Raw genomic sequence first — 23,474 nt, forward strand, 5'->3', positions numbered from 1 at the left:
TCAGTTCCTCAGCGACTGTATCGGCGCCGGAATTCTGCCGCCCCGCCGGATGAATTGCTCGGACGAGAAGCGATTGACCGGCATGATGGGCGCGGTGCCGAGCAGTCCGCCGAACTCAACCATGTCGCCGACGTCTTTGCCGGGCACCGGAATAATTCGCACCGCGGTCGTCTTGTTGTTCATCACGCCGACGGCCATTTCGTCCGCGATGATGGCGGCGATCGTTTCGGCTGAAGTCGAACCAGGCACGGCCACCATGTCGATGCCGACGGAACAGACGCTGGTCCAGGCCTCGAGTTTGTCCAAACTCAATGCCCCAACGCGTGCTGCTTCGATCATTCCCGCATCCTCCGAGACAGGAATGAAGGCGCCGCTCATGCCGCCGACTGAACTGCTGGCCATCGCGCCGCCTTTTTTTACGGCGTCAGTTAACAACGCAAGCGCGGCAGTAGTGCCGTGCGTACCGGCGTGCTCGAAACCCATCGCTTCGATGATGTTTGCGACTGAGTCGCCGGGCACCGGCGTCGGCGCTAACGACAAATCGATAATGCCGAAGGGGATATCCAAACGCCGCGCCGCTTCACGTCCAACGAGTTCGCCCGCGCGCGCGAGTTTAAATGAAAGCTTCTTGATAACGTCAGCGAGTTCGTGCAAAGGCAGCCCCGGTTCAGCGCGGCTGACCGCGTAGTTGACGACTCCAGGACCCGACACGCCAACATTCAGCGCGGCTTCCGGCTCGCCGACGCCGTGGAACGCGCCCGCCATGAACGGATTGTCCTCGACGGCATTCGCGAAGCAGACGAACTTTGCGCAGGCCAGACCGAACTGATCGCGGGTGCGTTCGGCGGCGTCCTTGATCAATCGGCCGACCCGCGCGACTGCATCCATGTTGATGCCGGCGCGAGTCGTGGCCGCATTCACCGACCCGCAGAGCCGTTCAGTTACCGAAAGAGCTTCCGGAATCGAATCCAGAAAATCACTTTCGTTACGCGTGAAGCCTTTGTGCACGAGCGCTGAGTAGCCGCCGATGAAGTCGACCCCGACGACCCGCGCCGATTCATCGATCGCGCGCGCCAAATCTATCGGGTTGCCACGCGCGGCTTCCGTCAAGATTGAAATGGGCGTTACGGCGATGCGTTTATTCGCGATGCGAATACCGATTTCGTCGCCGATTTCATCGACCGTGCTCACCAGTCGCCCCGCGGTCCGTTCAATCTTTTCGCGCGCGCGCGCCGCCGTGGTTTCGATCGAATCGGTGGCGCAATCCCGCAAACTGAGGCTGAGCGTGACGGTGCGAATATCGAGATGCTCCATCTCGGTCATCGCGATCGTTTGCAGGATTTCAGTTTGCGTGTATTCCATGGGTTAGTTTCAAGTTTCAGGTTTCGAGTCTCAAGTTTGGGTTCCTGAACTTGAAACCTGAAACTTGGAACTAGAAACCGTTTCGGATCAACCCATCACCTTACTCAACACCAGCAGGACGACAAACACGACGAACAGTCCCAACGCGACGATGACAAAGCGCAGGCTTGGATCATATGAAGCTTCTTCGATAACCACGGTTGAAGCCTGGCGAATCTTTTCGACGCGCTTTACCGGTTCCTCGATCACACCGCGCCCGACGCCGCGCGCGACTTCAGATGCGCGATGCAAACGCTCGCGAGTCTTTTCGCCGCGCCGGTGTGCCGGTGGAACGCTCGAGTCGTCTTTCATGTCGTCGGTCGCCGCTGACGAGGTAGTTGCAGCCTCTGTCGATTCGGTAAGTGCCCGACCCGGTGCATCGTTCACCGACGCCGAAGAGACTTCAACGATTTCTCCGGCTTCAGGTTGGATTGAAGAATCAGGTGAGTCGTTGATTTCCGTGGTCTTGGGCTTGGCCGACAGAGGTTTCCCGCATTCCGGGCAGAACAATGCATCGCGGTTGCGAACCGCCACGCCGCACGAGGGACAACGATGTGAGATTTCAGGGACCATAAAAGCCTTGTACATGGTGCTTGGTACTTAGCACTTTGTTCGCCATCCAACGCACCGCGCTCCGATTCAACGTGCAGTGCTAAGAAAAAGCACAAAGTACAAAGATCAAAGCACCTCAGATCCGGTGCATCGCATTGAATAAGTCTTCGCGTTGCGCGTAGATGCGGACGCCCAACTTTTCACCCTGCGCGAGAAAGCGCTCTTTCAGTTCGCTGACAGACGACTTTGATCGCGAAGTGTTCGCGATGATGACCATCGCGAATTTTCCCTGCACGACGGTTTGATTGATATCCACAATGCTGCAGCCGGCCTCAGCCAAAATCTGTGATACCCCGGCCACGATGCCCGGATGATCGACGCCGAACACGGAAATGATTATTCGCTCGGCGGACCCTCCCGCGTGGGAAGGCCCTCCCGGCACGCCGGTAGGTGTGAATGACGGCGCCGGGGTGCTCCCGTTGCGCAACTGTGGCTCAACCGTGCGGTAAATATCGGTGACGAGTTGCTCGACCGTATTCTCATCCGCGCCCGCGCCGAGGCGGTCGTAGATTGCTCGAGTGATGCGATAGATCAGCTCTTCGTTAGCCATTGAATTGATTGCGGATTTCGAATTGCGGATTTCGGATTGTTAGTAGCCTAAATTCGCAATTCGCAGTCCGAAATTCAAAATTCTAGGGTCGTCCGTTGTCGCGGGCGAGTTCCCGCGCTGCTTCTCGCAGTTCTTCGGATTTAGCATCCGTTAGATCGACTCGATCGACAATGCCGACCACGGCGGCTTCGATCGACATGTCCTGATTGCCGATTGCCGAACGGGCGGCCTTGCCGTAGGCGCATATCACGACTTCGCCACTCCCCGCCCCCAGACTGTCGGCGACAACGACTACATTCTTCGTCGGTTCGTGATCCAAATCGTAAGGATGAACAATCAAAAAACGGACGCCCTCGAGGTCAGGCGACTTCTTGGTTGACCAAACCGTGCCGATGACTTTGCCGAGGAACATGTCAGTTGTCAGTCGTCAGTTGTCAGTAGATTTCCGTTGTAACTGACAACGGACAACTGACTACTGACAGGTTAGGCTTTAGCGAACACCTCTGCCGGCTCGCCGATGTCACGCGCGGAGGGCGTGATGATAGTTTTCGGTCCGACGTAAATCTTCTCGCCTTTTTGCATCGCGCGCTTGACGTCGTCCTCGCTGACAAAGTCAGCCGCCTTTCGTCCATTGCTCGCACCTTCTGACGGACTGCTGGCCTGAACCGGGCGCGCCGGAGCCGCGGCAGGCGGACGGGATGGCGGGGGCGGCAAAGGCGAGACGGCTGGTTCAGGCTGACGATTTGCCAGAAAGCGATCGACAATGGCGGAAATTTCTTCGCGACTAACTTTCGGCGCTCCTGCTTGAACCGACGGCGAAGCCTTCACCGCAGGACGTGACGCGGCCGGTGGCGCCGGCATCGCCACGGTTGATTGGGTCGTGACTGCCGGCCGCTTGCTCTTAACCGGTCGCACTTCAAACGCGACGCGCTTGATGTCCATCAAGTGCAAAGGCGAAACGTTGTCTGAAGTCACGTTGCCGCCCCACGAACCGCAGCCGAGCGTCATTGACGGCGGCAGCGCAGTGGAAAATCCAATCGCGCCATGCGTCGTCGGCGTGTTGACCGTGATGCGCGAGGCGGGCATCTCTGCGCCGTAGCGCACCGCCGCTTCGCGCGAACCCGTGTGTATACCGGCCGTGTGACCCATGCCGCCGTAGTGCAGAATTTCATTGCAGCGCGCGGCGCCGCGCTCGAGGCCATCTTCAACGTAGAACGCGAGAATCGGCGAAAGCTTTTCCATCGACAGCGGGAAGTCGCGGCCGACGCCGCCGACATCGGCGAGCAGGCAGCGCGTTCCCGGCGGCACGGTGATGCCGGCCAGCTTCGCGATAAACTCAACTGACTTGCCGACGATCTGCGGGTTCAGACTGCGTTGCGGCGTGGCCACAATCTTCCCGAGCTGATCCGCCTCGGACTGGCTGACGAAGTATCCGCCTTGTAATTTGAATTGCTCGCGCACCGCCATTTCAATCGGCGCGTCAACGACGATCGCCTGCTCGGATGCGCAAATCGTTCCGTTATCAAAACATTTGCCGGTGAAGATGTCCTGCACCGCTTTGGGAACGGCGGCCGAGCGTTCGATGAACACGGGCACATTGCCCGGACCGACACCGAATGCGGGCTTGCCTGAAGAATAGGCGGCGCGCACCAAACCGATTCCGCCGGTCGCGAGAATTACCGCGGTCCGCTTGTGCTTCATCAAACCTTCGGTGCCTTCGATGGTCGCCGTGGTCATGCAGCCGATCGCGTCGGCCGGCAAGCCTTCCTTAACACCGGCCTCGCGCATGGCTTTCGCGGTCTCGTTGATGCAGCGCGCGGCTGATGGATGCGGCGACATGACGATCGCATTTCGCGACTTGATCGAAATCAGAATTTTGAAGATGGCAGTTGAGGTGGGATTGGTCGAGGGAATGATGCCGGCGACCACACCGCGCGGACTGGCTATCTCGACAACGTCTTTCGTATCGCTGACGACGCCGACCGTGCGCAGGTTCTTGAAGTAGTTCCAGACGTCTTCAGCGGCAAAACGGTTCTTTTCCTGCTTGTCCTCGGCGACGCCAAAACCGGTCTCTTCGACCGCCATTGCCGCGACCCGCGCCGACTCGCGCAGCGCGGCCCGGGACATGGCTTCACAGATGCGATCGATTTTCGCTTGATCGAAGCGCGCGATTTCCGTTTGCGCGCGGTGAGCAGCTTCGACGAGGTCACGCGCCTGTTGGACGGAAATAAGATCTTTGTCGGCCGACATGATCAACCTCCATTGCCAATTGCCGATTTCCGATGGGCAATTTTCAGATCAAATCGGCAATCCGCAATCGTAAATCGGCAATGACCGCTTACTTCGCTCGTTCTCGCGCGCCTTCGCGCGACGTCAACGAGCGGCCGGCGTCGCCCTGGCCCAACTGTCCGCGTGCGCCACCACTGAGTTGCGCTTGCTCGTCCGGGCTGTACCCGGCCCGGCCGTTGACCGGCAGCACGCGTTCGACTTCCCCGTGGGGTCGCGGAATCACGTGCACACTAATCAACTCACCAACTCGCCGCGCGGCTGCCGCGCCGGCGTCGGTGGCTGCTTTAACTGCGCCAACATCGCCGCGCACGAATACAGTGACATAACCGGCGCCAATGTATTCCTTTCCCAACAATGTCACGTTCGCCGCTTTGACCATCGCATCGGCCGCTTCAACCGCGCCGACGAAGCCTTTGGTCTCGACCATTCCGAGTGCTTCAAGGGGCATTTCTGCATCCTCACTTTGAAATTTTAGAAGTTAAAAAGAAACCCGATTGCATCTCAAGCTACCACCCCGCGCGTTAAGAATCAAGAGAGGCATTCCCATAAAATCGGCAAAGATTTGACACGTTTTTGGCCGAGGGATATAGTGCGCGCCAAGAAATACGCTCGCTTGCGAACGGGCGAGTGAACGAGCCAAGGGCGCGAATGATTCGAGGGTTCACAATCCCCCACGCGGTGAATTCGCCTTCTGTTCTGGTCGATTAAGATGGCAACTGGCATCGGAGAAAAGCTGCGACTCGAACGCGAGACGCGGGGCATTGCTCTGCGCGATATCTCGGAACACACGCGGATCTCCATGCGCTATCTCGAAGCCATCGAAACCGACGATTATCGTCGCTTGCCCGGCGGCATCTTCAATCGCAGCTTCATCCGCGCCTACGCCAAGTTCGTCGGCTATGACGAGGACAAGGCGATTGAAGAGTACGGGGACACGATGCGCGAGCACGGCCAGTCGGAAGACGAGCCGCCAAAGCAGCGGGCAATGGTTTATACCGACGACGGCGGGCACCAGGGCCGTTCCCCGATGAAGACGTTGTTGTTGGCCATCGTTATCCTGGCGCTGCTGTCGCTAGCGGTTTGGGGCGGATTGTATTTCTATCAAAAGAGGGTGGGCGGCCAGAACCGCGGCGCGACGCCCCCGACCGATTTGCCGGCGAAGGAGGAACAGCACGCCGTCAATGTTTAGCCGCGATGCGGAAAGACTCTGCGCGAGTGCGCAGTGTGCCGCGCGTGTGTGGTTTAAACCAGAATGGGAGTTGCCCGCGAGTCCGCGGGCATTTTTGTTTGGCAGCGTTGTCAGTACCCCGAGCGGTAGCGAGGTGGATGGTCACTCATCGTTGACTTTTGATCCGGTCGCTATCGCTCCCGGTACTGACACAACTTTGAGAAATGAATTCGAGGGAGTAATTTCTAGAAACCGATGATTACGGAAAATGTTGCTGAGGGACTGACATTCGATGACGTGTTACTGGTGCCGGCGCGTTCCGACGTGCTGCCAACGGAAACCGACACGTCAACTCAATTTACGCGCGGCATTCGTTTGAACATTCCGCTGTGCTCGGCCGCCATGGACACGGTGACTGAGGCGTCGCTCGCGATCGCGATCGCGCAGCAGGGTGGCATCGGGGTGATGCACAAGAACCTCACCATCGAGCGCCAGGCCGAAGAAGTCGACAAAGTGAAGCGTTCGGAATCCGGCATGATCGTCGATCCGGTAACGATTCCTCAGGATCGGCCCGTGCGCGAAGCGCTCAACGTGATGGAGCGTTATCACATCAGCGGCGTGCCCGTCGTGGATGAAGACGGACACCTGGTCGGGATTATCACCAATCGCGATCTGCGGTTCGAGACGCGATTCGATTTGCCGGTTTCAGAAGTGATGACGCCGCAGCCGCTGGTGACCGTGCCCGTCGGCACTACGCTCGATCAAGCCAAAGCGGTTTTGCAGGAGCATCGAATTGAGAAACTTCTGGTGATTGATGATGACAAGCACTTAAAAGGTCTGATCACCGTCAAAGACATTCAGAAGGCGATTAAGTATCCGACGGCCGCGAAGGATGATCTCGGGCGTCTGCGCGTCGCGGCTGCGATTGGCGCGACCGGCGATTATCAGGACCGCGCGGCGGCGCTGGTTGAAGCGCGCGTTGACTGTTTAGTCATCGACACGGCTCATGGGCATTCCTTGCGCGTGATCGAAGCGGTGCGCGAGATCAAGCGTCGTCATCCCGATACGCAGTTGGTGGCGGGCAATGTCGGCACGGGGGAAGGCACCCGCGAATTAATCGATGCGGGCGTAGACGCCGTGAAAGTCGGCATCGGCCCCGGCTCGATTTGCACGACGCGCGTAGTCACCGGCGCGGGCGTGCCGCAGATCACGGCGATTCAAACGGCGGTGGAAGCGGCGCGCGGTACCGGCGTTCCGATCATTTCCGATGGTGGCGTAAAGTTTTCAGGTGACATGGCCAAAGCGATTGCCGCCGGTGCGGACGTCGTCATGATCGGATCGCTCTTCGCCGGAACCGAAGAGGCGCCGGGCGAAGTGATTCTTTACCAGGGCCGAAGTTTCAAGATGTATCGCGGCATGGGCTCGATCGGCGCGATGCGCGAAGGCTCGCGTGATCGTTACTCACAAGAGCGCATTGAGGCTGAATCAAAACTGGTGCCCGAAGGGATCGAAGGCCGCGTTCCCTATCGGGGCACGCTGGCCGAAATGGTGACGCAGCTCGTGGGCGGTTTGCGATCGGGCATGGGCTACACGGGCTGTCACAACATCCGCGAGTTCCAGGAGAAGACTCGCTTCCTGCGCGTGACCGCCGCCGGCTTGCGCGAATCGCACGTGCATGACGTCGTGATTACCAAAGAAGCCCCGAACTATCGGTTGGAGTAGAAAGAGTCCGCGAAGCGGACGTCAGCATAAAGCCTGGGGCGTAAGCCCCAGGAAACAAATCGTAAAAGGTTCCAGAGCCCGCGGAGTGGGCGACAGAATCAAATCTATTGTCTGTCGCCCGCTTCGCGGGCTCAACGATCTTTGTAGCGTATCAACCTGCGGTTTCGCTTCGCTCCACGCCAGGCTTTATGTTGACACCTGCTCCGCAGGTTTGGACGATCAAAACACAAATTGCGCCGCTCTCAACTTTTCTATAGCATCCTCACGCTATGACTGTTACCAGCGAATCCGTTGCAACTGAAGGCCTGACCGGCGAGGAGATCGTCGAACTCTGTCGCCGCCACACACTCTTCGAATGGTCCGCACAAGCCGCCGTTGATCCGATTCCCATGGCCCGGGCCCGTGGGATTTATTTCTGGACGCCGGAAGGCAAGCGCTACATCGACTTCAACAGCCAATTGATGTGCGTGAACATCGGCCACGGCGACGAGCGTGTGGTTCGCGCCATCAAAGAGCAGGCAGAGGTCCTGCCCTACGCGAATCCTTTCATGGCCACAGACGTGCGCGGGCGGCTGGCGGCAAAACTTGCCGAGTTAGCGCCCGGCGACATTGACACCTTTTTCTTTACCAACGGCGGGGCCGAAGCGAACGAGAACGCGATTCGGATCGCGCGTCTGTTCACCGGACGCCACAAAATTGGCGCGCGTTATCGGTCGTATCACGGCGGCACGGCCGGCGCGTTGACGCTGACCGGCGATCCGCGACGCTGGGCAGCCGAGCCGGGCATTCCCGGCGTCTTTCGCATTCCCGATTTCTATCACGGCGTAAACAAGAGAGAAGAGACAGCCGAAGAAGTGCTCGCGCGCACTGAAGAGACAATCCAGCTCGAAGGCGCAAACACGATCGCCGCGATAATCGTCGAACCGGTGACCGGAACTAACGGAATTCTCGTTCCGCCCGATGGTTACCTGCAGGGCCTGCGCGCCTTGTGCGATAAGTACGGCATCCTCCTGATCGCCGACGAAGTAATGTCGGGCTTTGGCCGCACCGGCGAATGGTTCGCAGTCGATCACTGGAAAGTGAAACCCGATCTGCTATCAATGGCAAAAGGCCTGACCAGCGCTTACGTACAGCTCGGTGCGGTGGGTATGCGGCGAGAAATTGCGGACCACTTTGCGAAGAATGTTTTCTACGGTGGACTCACCTACAACAGTCATCCACTTGGCTGCGCGGCGGCTTTGGCAACAATCGCGGTCTATGAAGATGATCAGTTGATCGATAAAGCGCGGAAGATGGGCATCGTGATGAGCGGTCTGCTCGACGATCTCAAAGCCCGTCATCCATCGGTAGGCGCGACGCGCAGCATCGGTCTCTTCGGCATCGTTGAGTTGGTGCGGAACCAGGAAACGCTCGAGCCCATGGCGCCGTTCAACGGCACTGCGCCAGAGATGCAGGCGCTCGGGAAGTATTTCCGGGAAGCAGGTCTCTACACTTTCGTGCGCTGGAACACTTTCTTTACGAATCCGCCGCTCTGCATTACAGAAGCCGAGCTGCGCGAGGCCTTCGCGATTATCGATAAAGGATTGGAGACGACCGATCGCGCGGTTGAGTAGAAGAGGACATACCCAGATGATGAAGTCAGTACCACCCGCGGTAGCGGGTGGGTTATGTGCAAAGAGAACCCACCTGCTACTGCAGGTGGCACTGACCTCACTGCTCAGTTATCTGTCGATAGCATGAGATTTTCCGTAATCATCCCCGCCTACAACGAGGAGAAGTTTTTGCCGCGTCTGCTTGAATCGATCAAGGTCGCGGTGTCGAACTATTCCGGCGGGCTCAAAAAGACCGTCGCTCAGATCGAAGTCATTGTCGCTGATAACGATTCGACCGACGGAACGGCGGAAGTCGCAAACCAACACGGCGCGCGTGTAGTGCATGTGGCGAAGCGTTGCATCGCCTCAGCGAGAAACGGCGGCGCCCGTGCTGCTACGGGAGAGATTCTTTGCTTCATCGACGCGGACTCAGCAATTCATCCAAACACCTTCAACGAGATCGAACGCGTGATGGGGACCCAGCGATACGTTGGGGCGTCACGGGCGCGGTACCGGAAAGAAACTCAGTGGGCCCGCTGATTACTCATTACATGTTTATGCCGATGGTTTGGCTCACCGGACTCGACATCGGTCTGTCATTCTGCCGGCGCGAAGATTGGCAGGCGGTCGGTGGCTACGATGAGACTCGCCTCTACGCCGAAGACGTTTTGTTTCCGTGGGCGCTCAGGAAGCTGGGCCGCAAACGTGGTCAGCGGCTAACGCGGATTCCAAAAGCGAAAGCGCTCCATTCCTCCCGCAAGTTCGATCAATTTGGCGACTGGCACTATTTCTGGATGCTGGCACACGCATTCAAGAGTCTTGTTACCTGGAGTTGGAACGACGAGAAGCTCGCCGAGCGTTACTGGTATAACCCGGAGCGGTAGTCCAACGTCCCGAGTCCGACGTCCCAGTCCAAAGTCCTAAACAGATTCCGACTACCGGCGTTGAATTGGACATTGGACTTCGGACTATCCCGCAGTAGAATCCGCTGGCAAATGTCTGAGGCTAAAGCCAAAGTTGGCAGCGAAGTCCACGAGCGACTCTGTCGCGCGCGCGCTTTCATCAACGAGCGCTATCATGAGCCGATCAACCTGGATGAGATTTCCCGTGAGGCATGCCTCTCTCGCTATCACTTTCTCCGTCTGTTTCGCGAAGAGTTTGCCACCACCCCACACCAGTATCTGATTGACCGGCGGATCGAAAAGGCGAAGGAGTTACTCAGACACCGCCGGTTGACCGTTACCGACGTCTGCTTCGAAGTAGGCTTTCAGAGCCTCGGCTCGTTCAGCACACTGTTTCGCCAGCGCGTCGGTGACGCCCCGGTGAACTATCGCCAGCGACAGCGCGAGGCCCAAAGCAAAATTCCGACCTGTTTTCTCGACATGTACGGACTGGGCGTGAAGGACTAGCTGAAATCCAAGGCGGGTTAGGCAGATCGCCCCTCCCCGCATGCGGGGAGGGTTGGGGTGGGGTTAAGGCGCGTCGCGTCCTCACCCCCTACCCGCCTCTCCGCGAGCGGAGAGGGGGAAGCAGCCGACGAGGACGTCCGCGCCTCCCGGCATTTCAGCAATTTTCGAGAAGCCAGCCTTCGCTGAAATCTGTATGCTCCTCCGCGAATCTGGCGAAGGAGACTACAACATGATTACGAGAATGTCGCATGCAACGGTTTGGGTTAGAAATCAGCAGGAAGCGCTGGAGTTCTATCGCGATAAGCTCGGTTTCGAAGTCGATACCGATGCGATGGTCGGCGATGACTTTCGCTGGCTAACCATGAGAATTCCATCTCAACCCGGCTTTGAGATCATTCTGATGGAGCCGAAACCGGGATACATTTTGGATGAAGAATCAGCGGCGCAATTGAAAGCGCTGATGGAGAAGGGCGTGCTTGGCGGCGGAGTTTTCGAGACCGACGATATCCAAAAAACCTACGAGGAACTTAAAGCCAAGGGCGTTGAGTTCAAGGGACCGCCAACTACTCAGTCATGGGGAACCGCGACGGTCATGAAAGATAACTCGGGAAATTGGTTTAGCGTCGGTCAGGACAAAGAGGCGCAAGCAGCTTCTTCATAATCATTCGCCTCGCAAAGGAGAACTGAGATGTCCAAACAAAACATTCTGGCAACCGTGCTCGGCGGGATCGTTCTCTTCATTTGGAGCGCAATTGCGTGGACGGCGATCCCCTGGCCGGGCGAACCGTTGCGTAGTTTCGCAAATGAAGCCGCGGTCGAAGCAGCGATTACCGCCAACGCGAGCCAACCAGGAATGTACATCCTGCCCAATCCGCATCGGCCGGGAGTAACAGCGGAACAGGCCGATGCGCTGGCAGAGAAAATGATGCGCGGGCCGATGATGTTTGCGTCGATACGTTTAGGACCGATGCGTCCGTTCCCGGTACTGCTCGGGCTGGCCTTTGTCATGTACTTGGTGAGCGCGTTGATTGCGACGTTTCTCTTGTCGAACACTGCGGGACTGTCTTATGGCCAACGGGTCCTCTTCGTGATCTTGTGCGGAGTCCTGATTTTTGTAGGCGGCAAACTCGATGAATGGATCTGGTGGAGCTTTAGCACGACCTACCTTCTGATCGAGTTCGTCGCCATCGTGGTGGGCTGGATTCTGGCTGGGCTGGTCATCGCGAAGTTCGCGCGCGGACGAACGGCTGCTGCGTAGTAACAGGTACGCACGCCTCCGGGCGTGCTGAATGACCAAGAGCTGCCAGAGGCATGGCGTACCGATTAAGAGCTGCCAGAGGCATGCGTACCGAAGGAAAGACAAATGCCTAAAACCGCAGGCCAAGCGACAAAGACGAAATCGATCTACGGCGTGCATCCGGGCGTTGTTATGACGCAGAAGTGGATTGCGCAACTGAAAGAGAAAACCGGACGCACGCTCGAAGAATGGTTGAAGCACATCAAGAAGGAAGGCCCGCCGACTGAGCAAGCGCGGCGCGACTGGCTGAAGAATGAACTCGGTTTGGGGACCAACACCGCCTGGTGGCTGGCTGAGCGGTCAGTCGGCAAAGGCGAAGAGGTTGGCGATCCGGACGAGTATTTGAAAGCGGCGGAAAAATACGTCGAGGAAATGTTCAGTGGAAAGAAGGCGCACCTCCGGCCGATCTACAACGCCCTCTTGAAGCTGGGATTAACAGTGGGCAAAGACGTGAAGGCGTGCCCCTGCCAAACGATTGTGCCGCTCTATCGCAATCACGTGTTCGCGCAAATCAAACCGACGACACAGACGCGCATCGATTTTGGCCTCGCGCTGGGCGACACGAAGAAAACACCGAAGCGGCTGGTTGACACCGGCGGCTTCGCTAAAAAAGATCGGATCACGCACCGATTTGAAATTACTTCGTTAAAAGATATTGACGATGAAGTGAAAAAGTGGCTGAGGGTTGCGTACGAGAGAGACGCCTGATCGTTTCAGCCCCGTTAGGGGCCGAATTTATAGCCACCAGATCATAAGTGTTACGAGAGCTCCTTTAGGAGCGCGATGTATTGAACGTGACCCTGGAACATCTCGCTCCTAACGGAGCTTAAAATCTGTTTGGAAACCGCGCTGCTATAAACATCTCGCTCCTAACGGAGCGAAGACTCGGAGACTTGTAATATGGCAACAACTGAAAAACCTCGAATGAGTGACGAAGCCGTCGAAGCAAAAACGGGCAAGAACTGGTCGCGCTGGTTCAAGCATCTCGATGCTGCCGGCGGGAAGAAAATGACGCATCAGGAAATTGTGGCGCATCTGCGTGACAAGCATGACGTGCGCCCGTGGTGGACACAGATGGTCGCCGTCACGTACGAGCAGGCGCGCGGGCTGCGCGAAAAGCATGAGAAGCCGGGCGGGTTTGAAATCAGCGTCAGTCGCACGATTGAAGCGCCGGTCGCCAAGGCTTACAAAGCCTGGACAGATGAGAAGACGCGCAAGAAGTGGCTGCCGGCGAACCTTACGATCCGCAAAGCGACTGCGAACAAAACTCTTCGCATCACCTGGGAGGATGACTCGTCGCTTGCAGCCGCCTTTTATCCAAAAGGTCCCGGCAAGTGTCAGGTCGTAGCGCAGCATGGAAAGTTAAAAGACGCGAAGGCGGGAGCCAAGATGAAGAAGCACTGGAGTGATGCGCTCGACCGCCTGAAGGAAACCATCGAATAGATTGAGTTTCCGCTTCCTGTCAGCCTCAATCCTCGCGCACGCGCAAGGCGAGTAACAGCGGAACGATACTCAAACCCATTAAGGTTCCGCGTACCCAACTCAAATACTGCCAACGCTGTCCGCGCGCAAACCACTCAGCCGGCGAAACATTCGAAGTCGGGCTGTTCTGAAAGGCACGCAGCTCGGGAAGAAAATACAACTGCGTGATGACAATCACGATGGCGTAGACAGTCAGCGTAATCGCGATCAGTTTCCGCCGCGCGCGAATTTTCCAGTTCAGCGCCAGCGAGATGATGAGTGAGAGTATCGCCAGCGGATGGATCAGGAGCCAGAATCTTTCCTCGTGCAGCGCGTAAGGACCGTTTACCAACACCGCTGAGTCGGGCAGCGCCGAAAGATAAACCGGAAAATAGACGATGTGTGAATAGACGATGCCGCCGAGCAGGATCCCCATGAGCAGGATTGAAGCCATCAATGCAATTGTGCGGGCAGGCATCTTGTTGTTCGATTATTGGAATCGCACTTTAGCGCTTCTACTCGTCTGAAACTGACCCGAGAATGTCACCGTAATGTTTGCTTCGCCGGATCCCGACAACTCTGGGGGCAAACGCACGACGAGTTGAGACATCCACGGAAAGCCGGGCACTTTTCGCAGATCCTCAGGCACCAGGTTGAAGGAACTCGATTGCGTCTGCGCCTGCACGGAAATCAGCGAAAGGCTCTCACCTTGATTGGGATAAAGGTCTAAGTCAACCAACAGCAATGTCAGACGCGTCCGTTTGTCCGATCCGAAGTAGTGGTCATTCGTAACGGCAAACGGGTCGCGTGTGTGAACCACTCCATCGAGCGTCAGCGCGCTAAGCGAGTTGTCTTCGGTCAGCATTACCGGTGGCAGAGTAATAATCCGAAAGGGGATACTCGAACCGGCAAAGTCGTGCGAGAAGGACCCGCTAATGGCTGGTCCCGACGAGACATGAGCCACCATCAAAGGGTTAAACACGTAAGTCGTCTTGTAGGGACGAACTCTGATGTTGGTGTTGGCGCCGATCGTTAAGTTGTAGTTGCCCTGGGCGTCAGTAACTACCACGCGCGTTCCGGTGACGTTACCTTCCGCGACGACGGCTGCGCCCGAAATTCCCTGGCCGTTGGCTTGTTCAGTGACGCGACCTGTGAACGTGGCCGTCTGCGCGGCAAGCGCAGTTGCGCTGTAAATTACCACGCCAAGAATTAGCGCCACGCGGGTTGGGGGCAAAAACATTTCTTGGTGCGCCACGAAGTGAGCTGTAGATTAATCGGGATCGCTCACTCCGGACCTTCGTTGCCGAAACCTACCATTAACTCGAGTTCAAATCCAAGCGTTTGCGAGTTAACGGTCTTTCGCCATGAGTGGCAAAGGTTCGGGGTCGGGTGAACGGCGACTATCGCTGGGCGGTGGCAGTGGCGGAGGTGGATTCGCGACGAATTTTTCGAGCGCTGCGTCCATGACTTCATTGATTCTACTCAGCGGCACAACTTCCAGTTCGCGCCGTACGTCTTCGGGAATGTCTTCCAGATCCGATTCGTTGCGCGCGGGGAGAAGAATCCGGTGAATGCCAGCCCGATGTGCGGCCAGAACTTTTTCTTTCACTCCACCGACCGGGAAGATCAAACCTGACAACGTAATCTCTCCCGTCATCGCCGTGTCGGGACGAACGCGGCGGCCGGTGTAGAGTGACGCGAGGGCCGCTGTGATCGTCACGCCCGCTGAGGGGCCGTCTTTGCGAATCGCACCCGCCGGAACGTGCAGGTGCACGCCGTACTCTTTGAACATCTCCAGAGGAATTCCGAACTGGTCGGCGTGCGACCAGAGATAAGACTGAGCAGCGCGCGCGGATTCCTGCATCACGTCGCCGAGCTGCCCGGTGATGGTGAAGCCTCGGCCGCCGGGCAGAAGGTTGGCTTCGATGAACAGAATCTCGCCACCCATTTCAGTCCAGGCCATGCCGGTCGCCACGCCCGCCGGCAGTTCTTTGCGCGCTTCTTCCGGATAGAACTTGGGCCCGCCCAGAAATTCTTTGATGTCGTCGGCTTCCACGACAATCTTCTCGGTCTCGCCTTTGGCAATTTTCAATGCGACCTTGCGCGCAACACGACCGATGTTTCGCTCGAGCTGCCGCACACCCGCTTCGCGCGTGTAGCGCGTCGCGATTACGTTGATCGCCCCATCCCTGATTTCAAGCTGTTCCGGAGTCACGCCGTTCTCGCGAACCTGTCGCGGCAGGAGATAGCGTTTCGCAATTTCGAGTTTTTCGCGATCGCTGTAACCCGCAAGCTGGATCACTTCCATGCGGTCGCGCAGGGGTGGCGGAATCGGCCCAAGCTGGTTCGCGGTGGCGATAAAGAAAACCTTGGTCAGATCGAACGGCAGATCAAGATAGTGATCCGTGAACGTGTTGTTCTGCTCCGGATCGAGAATCTCGAGCAAGGCCGCGGACGGATCGCCGCGATAGTCGGCGCCGAGCTTGTCGATCTCGTCCAGCATCATCACCGGATTGTTCACGCCGGCGCGGCGGATTGATTGAATGATCCGTCCCGGCATCGCGCCGACATAAGTGCGCCGGTGACCGCGCAACTCGGCTTCGTCGCGCACACCGCCCAGACTGATGCGCTCAAACTTCCGATCCATGGCCCGCGCGATTGAGCGCCCGAGACTTGTTTTGCCCACCCCCGGCGGGCCGACGAAGCACAGAATTGGACTCTTGGCTTCGGGACGGAGTTTGCGCACCGCCAGAAATTCAAGGATGCGCTCTTTGATGTCTTCGATGTCGTAATGGTCTTCGTCGAGAATCTTCTGCGCTTCGTTCAGATCCAGTTTGTCTTCCGACGAAAGGCGCCACGGCAGCTCGAGAATAAAATCCAGGTAGGTGCGAATGACGTGATAGTCGGGCGCCATCGACGGGAGCTTCTCCATCCGGCTTAACTCACGTTCGGCTTCCTTGCGCACGTCGTCAGGCAAGTCGGCCTTCGCCAGGCGCTCGCGCAACTGCTCGGCTTCGGCGGCTTCGCCACCCTCGCCGTCACCCAGCTCTTTCTGAATTGCCTTCATCTGCTGGCGCAGAACGTAGTCCTTTTGCGCCTTGTCCATTTCCGTCTGCGCTTCGTTGGCAATCTTCGAACGTAAGCGGATGATTTCGACCTCGCGGGCGAGAAAATCGTGCGCGAGGTGAATCAAGTCGTCGACCGAGTTCGCCTCGAGCATCTGCTGCTCTTTATCAACGCCGAGACTGAGGATCGAGCCGAGGAAGTAAGCGAGCTTCACCGGATCGTCCGCACCCAAAACCACCAGCCGAACTTCCGGCGGCACCTGCGGCAAGTAAGCGAGAGCTTGTTGGATCAGCGCCTTCACATTGCGGGTGGCCGCTTCGACTTCGTCGGTATTTATCGTTTGCAGATCGGGGAGGATTTGGACACGCGCGCGCAAGAACGGTTCTTTCTGGGTCCACTCAAGCACGCGAAAGCGATCGGTTCCCTGAACGATCATGTGGAGCGTGTCATCGACTCGCTCCATGCGTTTGATCATTACAAGCGTGCCAACTTCGAAGAGGTCTTCAGATTTGGCATCTTCTTCGGAAGTTTTCTCCGGCCGCACGCTGATGCAAGCGAGCAGTTTTTCTTCGCTGGCGAGCGCTGATTCGACCGCAGCCATGGAAGCGGGACGTCCGGCAGCCAGCGGTACCATCGTTTCCGGAAACAGCGTGGTGTTTTGCAGCGGCAGGACCGGAATTTCGAAAGGCTCCGCGCCCAGCTTCTGCGCCGGGTCAGCCTCAGATTTTGGCGCCGGGTCAGCGATAGATTTGTTCTCAGCGTCAGCGCCAGATTTATTCTCCGGTTCAGCCGCAGACTTGTTCTCTTCGCCGGTCAATTCCTTCGGGTTATCTTTTTCTTCAGCCATTGGTTACTACGATCATCTACGCGCGGCGCGGCTTTTCAGTTCTTCGCGGCATTCTTCGTTTTCGTAGAGGTGTAAGAGCAGCAAGCCATCGCGATAATCGCGCTCGACGGTCGCTTTCTCGATCGAACAGGGGAATTGGATCAGCTTCTCGAAGCGGCTGTAAGTAATCTCGAGCTGATAATGCGAAATGCCTTCGCCGCAGAAACCGTCACGGCGCAGGCCGCTCACGCGCAGCAGATCGCCATCAAGCGTAATCTGAACGTCGTCGGACCTGACGCCGGCCAGATCAAGCTTCACCAGCCAACCATCCTGCGTGCGATAAACGTCAGCCGCCGGGTTCCACAGCCGTCCCGACGGGCGCCGGTGACGCAAGTCGCCAGTATCGCGAAAGAATTGATCGAACGATCCGCCAGACATATCAGCGTCGACAAAACCTCAGACGTAAAAGGGGTTGGGTGGATTATAGGGGTTGGCGCGAGGAAAGTCAGGTTGGGATAAACCGTCAGTTGTCCGTCGTCCGTTGTCAGTGGCCTTCACACTAGCGACAACTGACAACTGACAACTGACCACGGACGGCATTTTAAGGATGCGTCATCTCTTCGGGCTTAACCCAGTCGTCAAACTGTTCGCCGGTCAGCAGGCCAAGCTCGATCGCAGATTCGCGCAGGCTGATGCCTTTTTTGTGCGCGTGCTTGGCAAGCTTCGCGGCGTTGTCGTAACCGATGTGTTCGTTCAGCGCCGTGACGAGCATTAGCGAGTCGCGCAGGTTTTCATCGATGCGTTCACGGTTCAATTCAATGCCGTTGATGCAATATTCGACAAAGCCGTGCGCCGCGTCGTGGATCAAGCGGATCGAATGCAGCAGATTGTGAATGATGACGGGCTTGAATACGTTCAGCTCAAAGTGACCTTGCGAGCCGGCGATGCCGATTGCCGTGTCATTGCCCAGCACCTGCACGGCGACCATCGTCATCGCTTCGCTCTGTGTAGGATTAACTTTGCCGGGCATGATTGATGAGCCCGGTTCGTTCTCAGGCAGGATCAATTCGCCCAGCCCGCAACGCGGCCCCGATGCCAGCCAACGAATGTCGTTGGCTATTTTCATGAGAGACGTCGCCAGAGTCTTCAACGCGCCGCTACAGAAAACGATTTCATCGTGCGCTGACAGCGCCGCGAATTTGTTCGGATGCGATTTGAACGGGAGGCCGGTTAGCTCCGCGATCTTCCTGGCCGCGCGTTCGCCAAATTCCGGATGCGCGTTCAAGCCCGTGCCGACCGCCGTGCCCCCAATGGCCAGATCGTACAGTCCCGGTAAGGTCGCATTCATTCGATCGATGTCGCGCTCGATTAAGCTCGCCCAGCCGGACATCTCCTGGCCAACGGTCAAAGGAGTGGCGTCCTGAAGATGCGTGCGGCCAATCTTCACCACGTCCTTAAATTCTTTGGCCTTCGCATCGATGGCCGCTTCTATTTCTCGAACCCGCGGCACTAACTTATTCATCTGCTCGGCGGCCGCGATGTGCATTGCCGTGGGGAACGTGTCGTTCGACGACTGTGACATGTTCACGTCATCGTTCGGATGAATCGGTTTCTTACTACCCTTTTCGGCGCCCGCTAATTCAATCGCGCGGTTCGAGATCACTTCGTTGGCGTTCATGTTGGTCTGCGTGCCGCTACCGGTTTGCCAGACACGCAGAGGAAAATGTTCGTCGAGTTTGCCTTCGATTACTTCGTCACACGCCTGCGCGATTAGCTTCGCTTTGTCGGCCGAGAGCTTCCCGAGATCCTGATTCACGAGTGCGCAGGCTTTCTTCAAGATGCCCAGGGCACGAATCATCTCGCGTGGCATCACGTCGTCGCCGATATCGAAGTGGAGCAAGCTACGCTGCGTCTGCGCGCCCCAATACTTATCCGCGGACACTTCGATCGCGCCCATCGAATCGGTTTCGGTACGAAGGCCGGATTTCGCTTGTTCCGTTTTTGGTGTCATATGCGTGGCTAAATTGAGCGCACTGCGCGGCGAACCCACACAATTGTACACTGGCGCGCGGCTAATACGGTACGCATGCCTCCGGCATGCCTGCACGCCAGAGGCGTGCGTACCTTGCTGACCACCACCTTGTGTCTCGGTGCGCGGTTTGCTATAAAAACTTACAGCACTTTCCCTGAAAGCCAATTCTCGGTTCCCCAATATCGGTTCCCCTTATAAGAGCATTTGTGTCTTCCCGATGATGAATACACTTGCGGACAGGAATGCGCTGATTCTGGTAGTTGAGCGGAATCCGCTCGTTCAGCGACTCGAAAAATATCTCCTGGAACAGGCCGGTTATGGCGTTGAGTTTGCCGCCGATGGCCTCACGGCGTTGGAGCGCGCACGCGAACTACGCCCGAAAATTCTGGTGACCGAGGTGCTGGTGCCGAAGCTCGATGGCTTGAGCCTTTGCCGTCAGCTCAAGGCGGATCCGGTAACACAGGAAACGAAGGTGCTGATCTTCAGCCACCTGCACGCTGAACAGCGGGCGCGCGAAGCTGGCGCGGACGCGTTTTTGATCAAGCCGTTAAATGAAGAACGTCTAATCGAAACGGTGGCGAAGCTAATCGAAGAAATGGGCCACCAGGCGGCGGCCGGAGAGCAAAATTAATGACGGACAAGATTAAAACCGGATGCGCCGGGTTGGATGAAGTGCTGTACGGCGGCATTCCGAAGAATACGATCAGCGTCATTATGGGATCTCCGGGCACCGGAAAAACCATCCTCGCCGAGCAGATTGCCTTTCGCAACGCCACGGTGGATGCGCCCGCGCTCTACCTGACAACAATGTCTGAGCCGCTGGAAAAATTCATCGTGCACGGGCAGCGATATAAATTCTTTGATCAAGAGAAAGTCGGCACTTCGGTTCTCTATGAAGATCTGGGCCTGATGTTACGCGAGCAGGGGATCGAGAAGTTGCCGGAGATCGTCGGTGATATGCTCGCCGCGCGTCGCGCAAAGTTCGTCTTTATCGATTCGTTCAAGGCCCTCAACGAGTTGATTGAGCAACCGCAGCGTCGCAACCTCATATTTGATCTGGCCACGGTCCTGTCCACTTATGAGTGCACCAGCTTTTTGATCGGCGAGTACTCAGAAGCAATGATGACCGAACTTCCCGAGTTCGCGATCGGCGATGTCGTGATTCAAATGCTCAAGCTGGCGACGAACGTGCGTGAGGAAAGATTTTTGCGCGTGGAAAAGTTGCGGGCTTCGAAATCAACTTCAGGTTTGCATGCATTTTCCATCACGTCTGAGGGCCTGGAACTCTTTCCGCGGTTACTCACCCCGCCGGTGGTGCCCGATTACACGGCGCGGCCTGAGCGCGTCAACACCGGCATTCAGGGTTTGGACGAAATGATTGCCGAGGGCTTCTGGCGCGGCACCACCACTTTGGTGGCCGGGCCGCCGGGATCGGGCAAGACGATCATGGCGCTGGAGTTTCTCCGTGCCGGCGTGAGCAAAGGCGAGCCGGGAATCTATCTTGGCTTTCAGGAAAACCCCACCCAACTCACTCGGGTAATGCGAAACATGCAAATGCCGGTCGAAGAACTTATTAACGACGGCTTTGAAATTATGTACCAGTCACCCGTCGAGATGCAGCTGGATCGCATCGCGGCGCGTCTGTTTGAGCGCATTCGCAGCGGGCAAGTGAAGCGGGTGGTGATTGATGCGCTGGGCGATCTGGAGCGCACCAGCGTCGATCGGCAGCGATTCTCGAATGTGATTTATGCGCTGACGCAATGGTTCGCCGTCGAAAACGTAACCTGTTTCATGACGTACGAGCTCGCTCATCTCTTTGAAGTCCAAGGGATCAGCGACCAACAGGTTTCGAACATGAGTGACAACCTCCTGCTGCTGAGATTTCAACCCGGCGCCGAACTGAAACGGACGCTGCGAATTATCAAGACTCGCGGCAGCGCACACGATGGTCACGAACACGAAATTCACATCACCAATGAAGGTTTGGTGATCGAAGGGATTCGGTAACAAGCATTATGGACAAGCCGGGGCCTGCAAAGAAAACTCCTTCCGGGCGACTCGCGGAAATTAACCGGGCGATCACCACCTCGCTTCAATTCGATCAGGTGCTCGACATCATCGTCGAAAGTGCCTTGCAGTTGGTCGAGGCGCGGGCCTGCGTACTTCTGCTGGTCGAGAAAGATGGGACTTTTCGCGTGCGCGCCGCGCGCGGAACAGCGCCGAAGTTTGCCGAAGAGTTTTCCGCTTCGATGGATGAAGACGCGGTGCGGAAGTTGCACGAAGCACTCGCTGTGGCGCCGGACGAGGCCATGGTTTCCGTGCCGGTCATCGCGACCAACGCCGTCAACGGCATGCTTGCCGTGGTACGCAGCCGCCCCCTCGACGCCGACGAAGAGTGGCAGTTGTCGGCGATCGCAGATCAAGCGGCAATCGCGTTACAGAACGCGCGCCTTTTTGAAATTGAGTCAGCCGAGGCCAAACGCCTGCGCGACGCGACCGAAATCGCGCGGCGGCATCTCGCTTCGATCGTCGAATCCTCAGACGATGCCATCGTCAGCAAAAATCTTGACGGCATTATTCAAAGTTGGAATCAAGGTGCGTCACGAGTGTTTGGCTATTCAGCCGACGAAGTTATCGGCCGGCACATCACCATGCTGCTGCCGCAAGATCGCCTGAACGAAGAAACGTTGATTATCGAGAGAATCTGCCGCGGCGAGCGGGTGGATCACTTCGAAACTGTGCGCCAACGCAAAGACGGAAGTCTAATCGATGTGTCGCTCACCATTTCTCCCATCAAGAACCATGAAGGCGTGGTCGTGGGCGCGTCCAAAATTGCCCGGGACATTACCGAACGTAAAAAGACTGAGGCTGAGCGCGATGAACTTCTCAAACGCGAGCACGCAGCACGCGCTGAAGCTGAAGCAGCCAACCGGCTGAAAGATGAATTTCTCGCGACCCTCTCGCATGAGTTACGCAATCCGCTGAACGCCGTCGTCGGCTATGCGGAAATCCTGCTGCGCAGTAAGGAAACGCGTCATAACGAGCTGGTGATTAAAGCGGCTGAGACGATCCGGCGTAACGCCCTGGCGCAAACGCGCCTGGTTTCTGATCTGCTGGATCTCTCGCGACTACAGATGGGTAAGCTGTCGCTGGAATTCCAACCGGTCTCGCTTTCGACGATCTTAACCGACGCCATCGACACGGTGCGCGAGGAAGCAAATGACAAAGACATTTCGCTGGAAGTGGCGATCGAACTTGACGTAGTGGTGGAAGGAGATCCGATTCGCCTGGGCCAGATTGCCTGGAACCTTCTGAACAACGCGGTTAAGTTCACTCCAGCCGGCGGCAAGGTGAGTATCGGAGTGAAGCGCGTGTCCAATGAGGCCGAGTTAACCGTCTCTGATTCGGGACAGGGAATCGGAAGTGATTTCCTGCCGCACGTCTTCGAAATTTTTCGGCAGGGTGATGCCAGCAGTGTGCGCCGGCAGGGTGGTCTGGGGATAGGTTTAGCGTTGGTGAAACAACTTGCCGAATTACATCACGGCCATGTGAGCGTCGATTCAAAAGGCCTCGGTCAGGGGACAACGTTTACCGTAACTGTTCCATTGTATGAGACACAGCACCGCGTCGTGATGGCGAACGCCATGACCTCACCGGAACTCCTTAAGGGCAAGTCGATTTTGATTGTGGATGACTCGCGCGACACGATCGACATGCTGACGAAACTCCTGACCCTGGAAGGCGCCCTCGTTGAGTCAGCTGGTAGCGGGAGGGAAGCGCTGCAAATCGCCGGTGAGCGCAGTTTTGATTTAATCATCTCTGACATCTCAATGCCGGAGATGGATGGTTATCAGTTGCTGAAGCAAATCCGTGGACTGGATAAGGGTGTGAATCTGCCGGCCCTGGCCTTGACCGGTTACGGTCGTTCCCACGACATCACGCGCGCCCAGGCCGAAGGCTTCGCCGATCATCTGACCAAGCCGATCGACATCAATCGTTTTCTACGGACAGTGCAAAGACTGACGAAGGCGGCGTGAGTGGTTGGTGGC

Annotated in this window: 23 protein-coding genes and 1 pseudogene; 13 read left to right on the forward strand and 11 right to left on the reverse strand. The window is 57.2% G+C overall.

Annotation, left to right across the window (positions count from 1 at the left end):
- The 6 genes and pseudogenes from VFX97_18685 to VFX97_18710 form a co-directional block, all read right to left on the reverse strand.
- Positions 1 to 1,362: a PFL family protein gene (locus VFX97_18685; GenBank protein ID HEX5705233.1), complete on the reverse strand. Its 1,362-nt coding sequence runs from the start codon at positions 1,360 to 1,362 to the stop codon at positions 1 to 3.
- Between the two features lie 87 nt (positions 1,363 to 1,449).
- A complete protein-coding gene (locus tag VFX97_18690; protein HEX5705234.1) occupies positions 1,450 to 1,989 on the reverse strand; it encodes a zinc ribbon domain-containing protein in 540 nt (179 codons plus the stop codon).
- A gap of 100 nt (positions 1,990 to 2,089) precedes the next feature.
- Positions 2,090 to 2,563, reverse strand: a complete 474-nt coding sequence (locus VFX97_18695) for an ACT domain-containing protein (protein ID HEX5705235.1) — start codon at positions 2,561 to 2,563, stop codon at positions 2,090 to 2,092.
- Positions 2,564 to 2,645: 82 nt separating this feature from the next.
- Positions 2,646 to 2,975, reverse strand: coding sequence for a EutN/CcmL family microcompartment protein (locus VFX97_18700; GenBank protein HEX5705236.1), 330 nt, complete (start codon positions 2,973 to 2,975; stop codon positions 2,646 to 2,648).
- A 71-nt stretch (positions 2,976 to 3,046) separates the two neighbouring features.
- Positions 3,047 to 4,813, reverse strand: coding sequence for an aldehyde dehydrogenase family protein (locus VFX97_18705; GenBank protein ID HEX5705237.1), 1,767 nt, complete (start codon positions 4,811 to 4,813; stop codon positions 3,047 to 3,049).
- Positions 4,814 to 5,033: 220 nt separating this feature from the next.
- Positions 5,034 to 5,300: pseudogene (locus VFX97_18710) on the reverse strand (BMC domain-containing protein).
- A 261-nt stretch (positions 5,301 to 5,561) separates the two neighbouring features.
- On the opposite strand from VFX97_18710, the gene VFX97_18715 reads away from it, so the two are divergent.
- The 10 genes from VFX97_18715 (at position 5,562) to VFX97_18760 (ending at position 13,483) form a co-directional block, all read left to right on the forward strand.
- Complete coding sequence (locus VFX97_18715; GenBank protein HEX5705238.1) at positions 5,562 to 6,041, forward strand: helix-turn-helix domain-containing protein; 480 nt, start codon at positions 5,562 to 5,564, stop codon at positions 6,039 to 6,041.
- Positions 6,042 to 6,275: 234 nt separating this feature from the next.
- Positions 6,276 to 7,742 (forward strand): IMP dehydrogenase, encoded by a 1,467-nt coding sequence (gene guaB, locus VFX97_18720; protein ID HEX5705239.1) that lies wholly within the window; start codon positions 6,276 to 6,278, stop codon positions 7,740 to 7,742.
- A gap of 269 nt (positions 7,743 to 8,011) precedes the next feature.
- Positions 8,012 to 9,355, forward strand: coding sequence for an aminotransferase class III-fold pyridoxal phosphate-dependent enzyme (locus VFX97_18725; GenBank protein ID HEX5705240.1), 1,344 nt, complete (start codon positions 8,012 to 8,014; stop codon positions 9,353 to 9,355).
- A gap of 123 nt (positions 9,356 to 9,478) precedes the next feature.
- Positions 9,479 to 9,874, forward strand: coding sequence for a glycosyltransferase (locus tag VFX97_18730; protein ID HEX5705241.1), 396 nt, complete (start codon positions 9,479 to 9,481; stop codon positions 9,872 to 9,874).
- Positions 9,862 to 10,218: a hypothetical protein gene (locus tag VFX97_18735; GenBank protein HEX5705242.1), complete on the forward strand. Its 357-nt coding sequence runs from the start codon at positions 9,862 to 9,864 to the stop codon at positions 10,216 to 10,218. Before VFX97_18730 ends, VFX97_18735 begins: the two co-directional genes overlap by 13 nt.
- Positions 10,219 to 10,329: 111 nt before the next feature.
- Positions 10,330 to 10,743, forward strand: coding sequence for an AraC family transcriptional regulator (locus VFX97_18740; GenBank protein HEX5705243.1), 414 nt, complete (start codon positions 10,330 to 10,332; stop codon positions 10,741 to 10,743).
- A gap of 229 nt (positions 10,744 to 10,972) precedes the next feature.
- Positions 10,973 to 11,404 (forward strand): VOC family protein, encoded by a 432-nt coding sequence (locus VFX97_18745; protein ID HEX5705244.1) that lies wholly within the window; start codon positions 10,973 to 10,975, stop codon positions 11,402 to 11,404.
- A gap of 27 nt (positions 11,405 to 11,431) precedes the next feature.
- On the forward strand, positions 11,432 to 12,001 hold the full coding sequence (locus VFX97_18750; GenBank protein ID HEX5705245.1) for a hypothetical protein: 570 nt from the start codon (positions 11,432 to 11,434) through the stop codon (positions 11,999 to 12,001).
- Between the two features lie 105 nt (positions 12,002 to 12,106).
- On the forward strand, positions 12,107 to 12,748 hold the full coding sequence (locus VFX97_18755) for a DUF5655 domain-containing protein (protein ID HEX5705246.1): 642 nt from the start codon (positions 12,107 to 12,109) through the stop codon (positions 12,746 to 12,748).
- Positions 12,749 to 12,940: 192 nt separating this feature from the next.
- Positions 12,941 to 13,483 carry a DUF4287 domain-containing protein gene (locus VFX97_18760; GenBank protein HEX5705247.1) on the forward strand — a complete coding sequence of 181 codons (543 nt, stop codon included), beginning with the start codon at positions 12,941 to 12,943 and terminating at the stop codon, positions 13,481 to 13,483.
- Positions 13,484 to 13,508: 25 nt separating this feature from the next.
- Here VFX97_18760 and VFX97_18765 read toward each other — a convergent pair whose 3' ends face one another.
- The 5 genes from VFX97_18765 to fumC form a co-directional block, all read right to left on the reverse strand.
- Positions 13,509 to 13,979, reverse strand: a complete 471-nt coding sequence (locus VFX97_18765) for a hypothetical protein (GenBank protein ID HEX5705248.1) — start codon at positions 13,977 to 13,979, stop codon at positions 13,509 to 13,511.
- A 12-nt stretch (positions 13,980 to 13,991) separates the two neighbouring features.
- The gene (locus VFX97_18770; protein HEX5705249.1) at positions 13,992 to 14,741 is read right to left on the reverse strand and encodes a hypothetical protein; all 750 of its coding nucleotides are present in this window, start codon (positions 14,739 to 14,741) and stop codon (positions 13,992 to 13,994) included.
- Between the two features lie 108 nt (positions 14,742 to 14,849).
- On the reverse strand, positions 14,850 to 17,414 hold the full coding sequence (lon, locus tag VFX97_18775; protein HEX5705250.1) for an endopeptidase La: 2,565 nt from the start codon (positions 17,412 to 17,414) through the stop codon (positions 14,850 to 14,852).
- Positions 17,415 to 17,426: 12 nt separating this feature from the next.
- On the reverse strand, positions 17,427 to 17,831 hold the full coding sequence (locus VFX97_18780) for an Hsp20/alpha crystallin family protein (GenBank protein HEX5705251.1): 405 nt from the start codon (positions 17,829 to 17,831) through the stop codon (positions 17,427 to 17,429).
- Positions 17,832 to 17,994: 163 nt separating this feature from the next.
- Complete coding sequence (gene fumC, locus VFX97_18785; GenBank protein HEX5705252.1) at positions 17,995 to 19,404, reverse strand: class II fumarate hydratase; 1,410 nt, start codon at positions 19,402 to 19,404, stop codon at positions 17,995 to 17,997.
- A gap of 241 nt (positions 19,405 to 19,645) precedes the next feature.
- On the opposite strand from fumC, the gene VFX97_18790 reads away from it, so the two are divergent.
- From VFX97_18790 to VFX97_18800, 3 genes are read left to right on the forward strand one after another with little or no spacing between them, the layout of a single operon-like run.
- The gene (locus VFX97_18790) at positions 19,646 to 20,056 is read left to right on the forward strand and encodes a response regulator (protein ID HEX5705253.1); all 411 of its coding nucleotides are present in this window, start codon (positions 19,646 to 19,648) and stop codon (positions 20,054 to 20,056) included.
- Entirely contained in the window at positions 20,056 to 21,432 is a 1,377-nt protein-coding gene (locus VFX97_18795; GenBank protein HEX5705254.1) for an ATPase domain-containing protein, read from the forward strand. The genes VFX97_18790 and VFX97_18795 overlap by 1 nt, the downstream gene beginning before the upstream one ends.
- An 8-nt stretch (positions 21,433 to 21,440) precedes the next feature.
- Entirely contained in the window at positions 21,441 to 23,462 is a 2,022-nt protein-coding gene (locus tag VFX97_18800) for a PAS domain S-box protein (protein ID HEX5705255.1), read from the forward strand.
- The last annotated feature ends 12 nt before the right edge of the window (positions 23,463 to 23,474 follow it).

It is taken from the genome of Pyrinomonadaceae bacterium (genome assembly GCA_036277115.1).
In the GTDB taxonomy this organism is placed as follows: Bacteria; Acidobacteriota; Blastocatellia; order Pyrinomonadales; family Pyrinomonadaceae; genus UBA11740.

Coding starts and splice junctions, on each gene's coding strand:
- VFX97_18685 (HEX5705233.1), bottom strand. CDS start 1,362: ATGGAATACACGCAAACTGAAATCCTGCAAACGATCGCGATGACCGAG.
- VFX97_18690 (HEX5705234.1), bottom strand. CDS start 1,989: ATGTACAAGGCTTTTATGGTCCCTGAAATCTCACATCGTTGTCCCTCG.
- VFX97_18695 (HEX5705235.1), bottom strand. CDS start 2,563: ATGGCTAACGAAGAGCTGATCTATCGCATCACTCGAGCAATCTACGAC.
- VFX97_18700 (HEX5705236.1), bottom strand. CDS start 2,975: ATGTTCCTCGGCAAAGTCATCGGCACGGTTTGGTCAACCAAGAAGTCG.
- VFX97_18705 (HEX5705237.1), bottom strand. CDS start 4,813: ATGTCGGCCGACAAAGATCTTATTTCCGTCCAACAGGCGCGTGACCTC.
- VFX97_18715 (HEX5705238.1), top strand. CDS start 5,562: ATGGCAACTGGCATCGGAGAAAAGCTGCGACTCGAACGCGAGACGCGG.
- guaB (HEX5705239.1), top strand. CDS start 6,276: ATGATTACGGAAAATGTTGCTGAGGGACTGACATTCGATGACGTGTTA.
- VFX97_18725 (HEX5705240.1), top strand. CDS start 8,012: ATGACTGTTACCAGCGAATCCGTTGCAACTGAAGGCCTGACCGGCGAG.
- VFX97_18730 (HEX5705241.1), top strand. CDS start 9,479: ATGAGATTTTCCGTAATCATCCCCGCCTACAACGAGGAGAAGTTTTTG.
- VFX97_18740 (HEX5705243.1), top strand. CDS start 10,330: ATGTCTGAGGCTAAAGCCAAAGTTGGCAGCGAAGTCCACGAGCGACTC.
- VFX97_18745 (HEX5705244.1), top strand. CDS start 10,973: ATGATTACGAGAATGTCGCATGCAACGGTTTGGGTTAGAAATCAGCAG.
- VFX97_18750 (HEX5705245.1), top strand. CDS start 11,432: ATGTCCAAACAAAACATTCTGGCAACCGTGCTCGGCGGGATCGTTCTC.
- VFX97_18755 (HEX5705246.1), top strand. CDS start 12,107: ATGCCTAAAACCGCAGGCCAAGCGACAAAGACGAAATCGATCTACGGC.
- VFX97_18760 (HEX5705247.1), top strand. CDS start 12,941: ATGGCAACAACTGAAAAACCTCGAATGAGTGACGAAGCCGTCGAAGCA.
- VFX97_18765 (HEX5705248.1), bottom strand. CDS start 13,979: ATGCCTGCCCGCACAATTGCATTGATGGCTTCAATCCTGCTCATGGGG.
- VFX97_18770 (HEX5705249.1), bottom strand. CDS start 14,741: ATGTTTTTGCCCCCAACCCGCGTGGCGCTAATTCTTGGCGTGGTAATT.
- lon (HEX5705250.1), bottom strand. CDS start 17,414: ATGGCTGAAGAAAAAGATAACCCGAAGGAATTGACCGGCGAAGAGAAC.
- VFX97_18780 (HEX5705251.1), bottom strand. CDS start 17,831: ATGTCTGGCGGATCGTTCGATCAATTCTTTCGCGATACTGGCGACTTG.
- fumC (HEX5705252.1), bottom strand. CDS start 19,404: ATGACACCAAAAACGGAACAAGCGAAATCCGGCCTTCGTACCGAAACC.
- VFX97_18790 (HEX5705253.1), top strand. CDS start 19,646: ATGAATACACTTGCGGACAGGAATGCGCTGATTCTGGTAGTTGAGCGG.
- VFX97_18795 (HEX5705254.1), top strand. CDS start 20,056: ATGACGGACAAGATTAAAACCGGATGCGCCGGGTTGGATGAAGTGCTG.
- VFX97_18800 (HEX5705255.1), top strand. CDS start 21,441: ATGGACAAGCCGGGGCCTGCAAAGAAAACTCCTTCCGGGCGACTCGCG.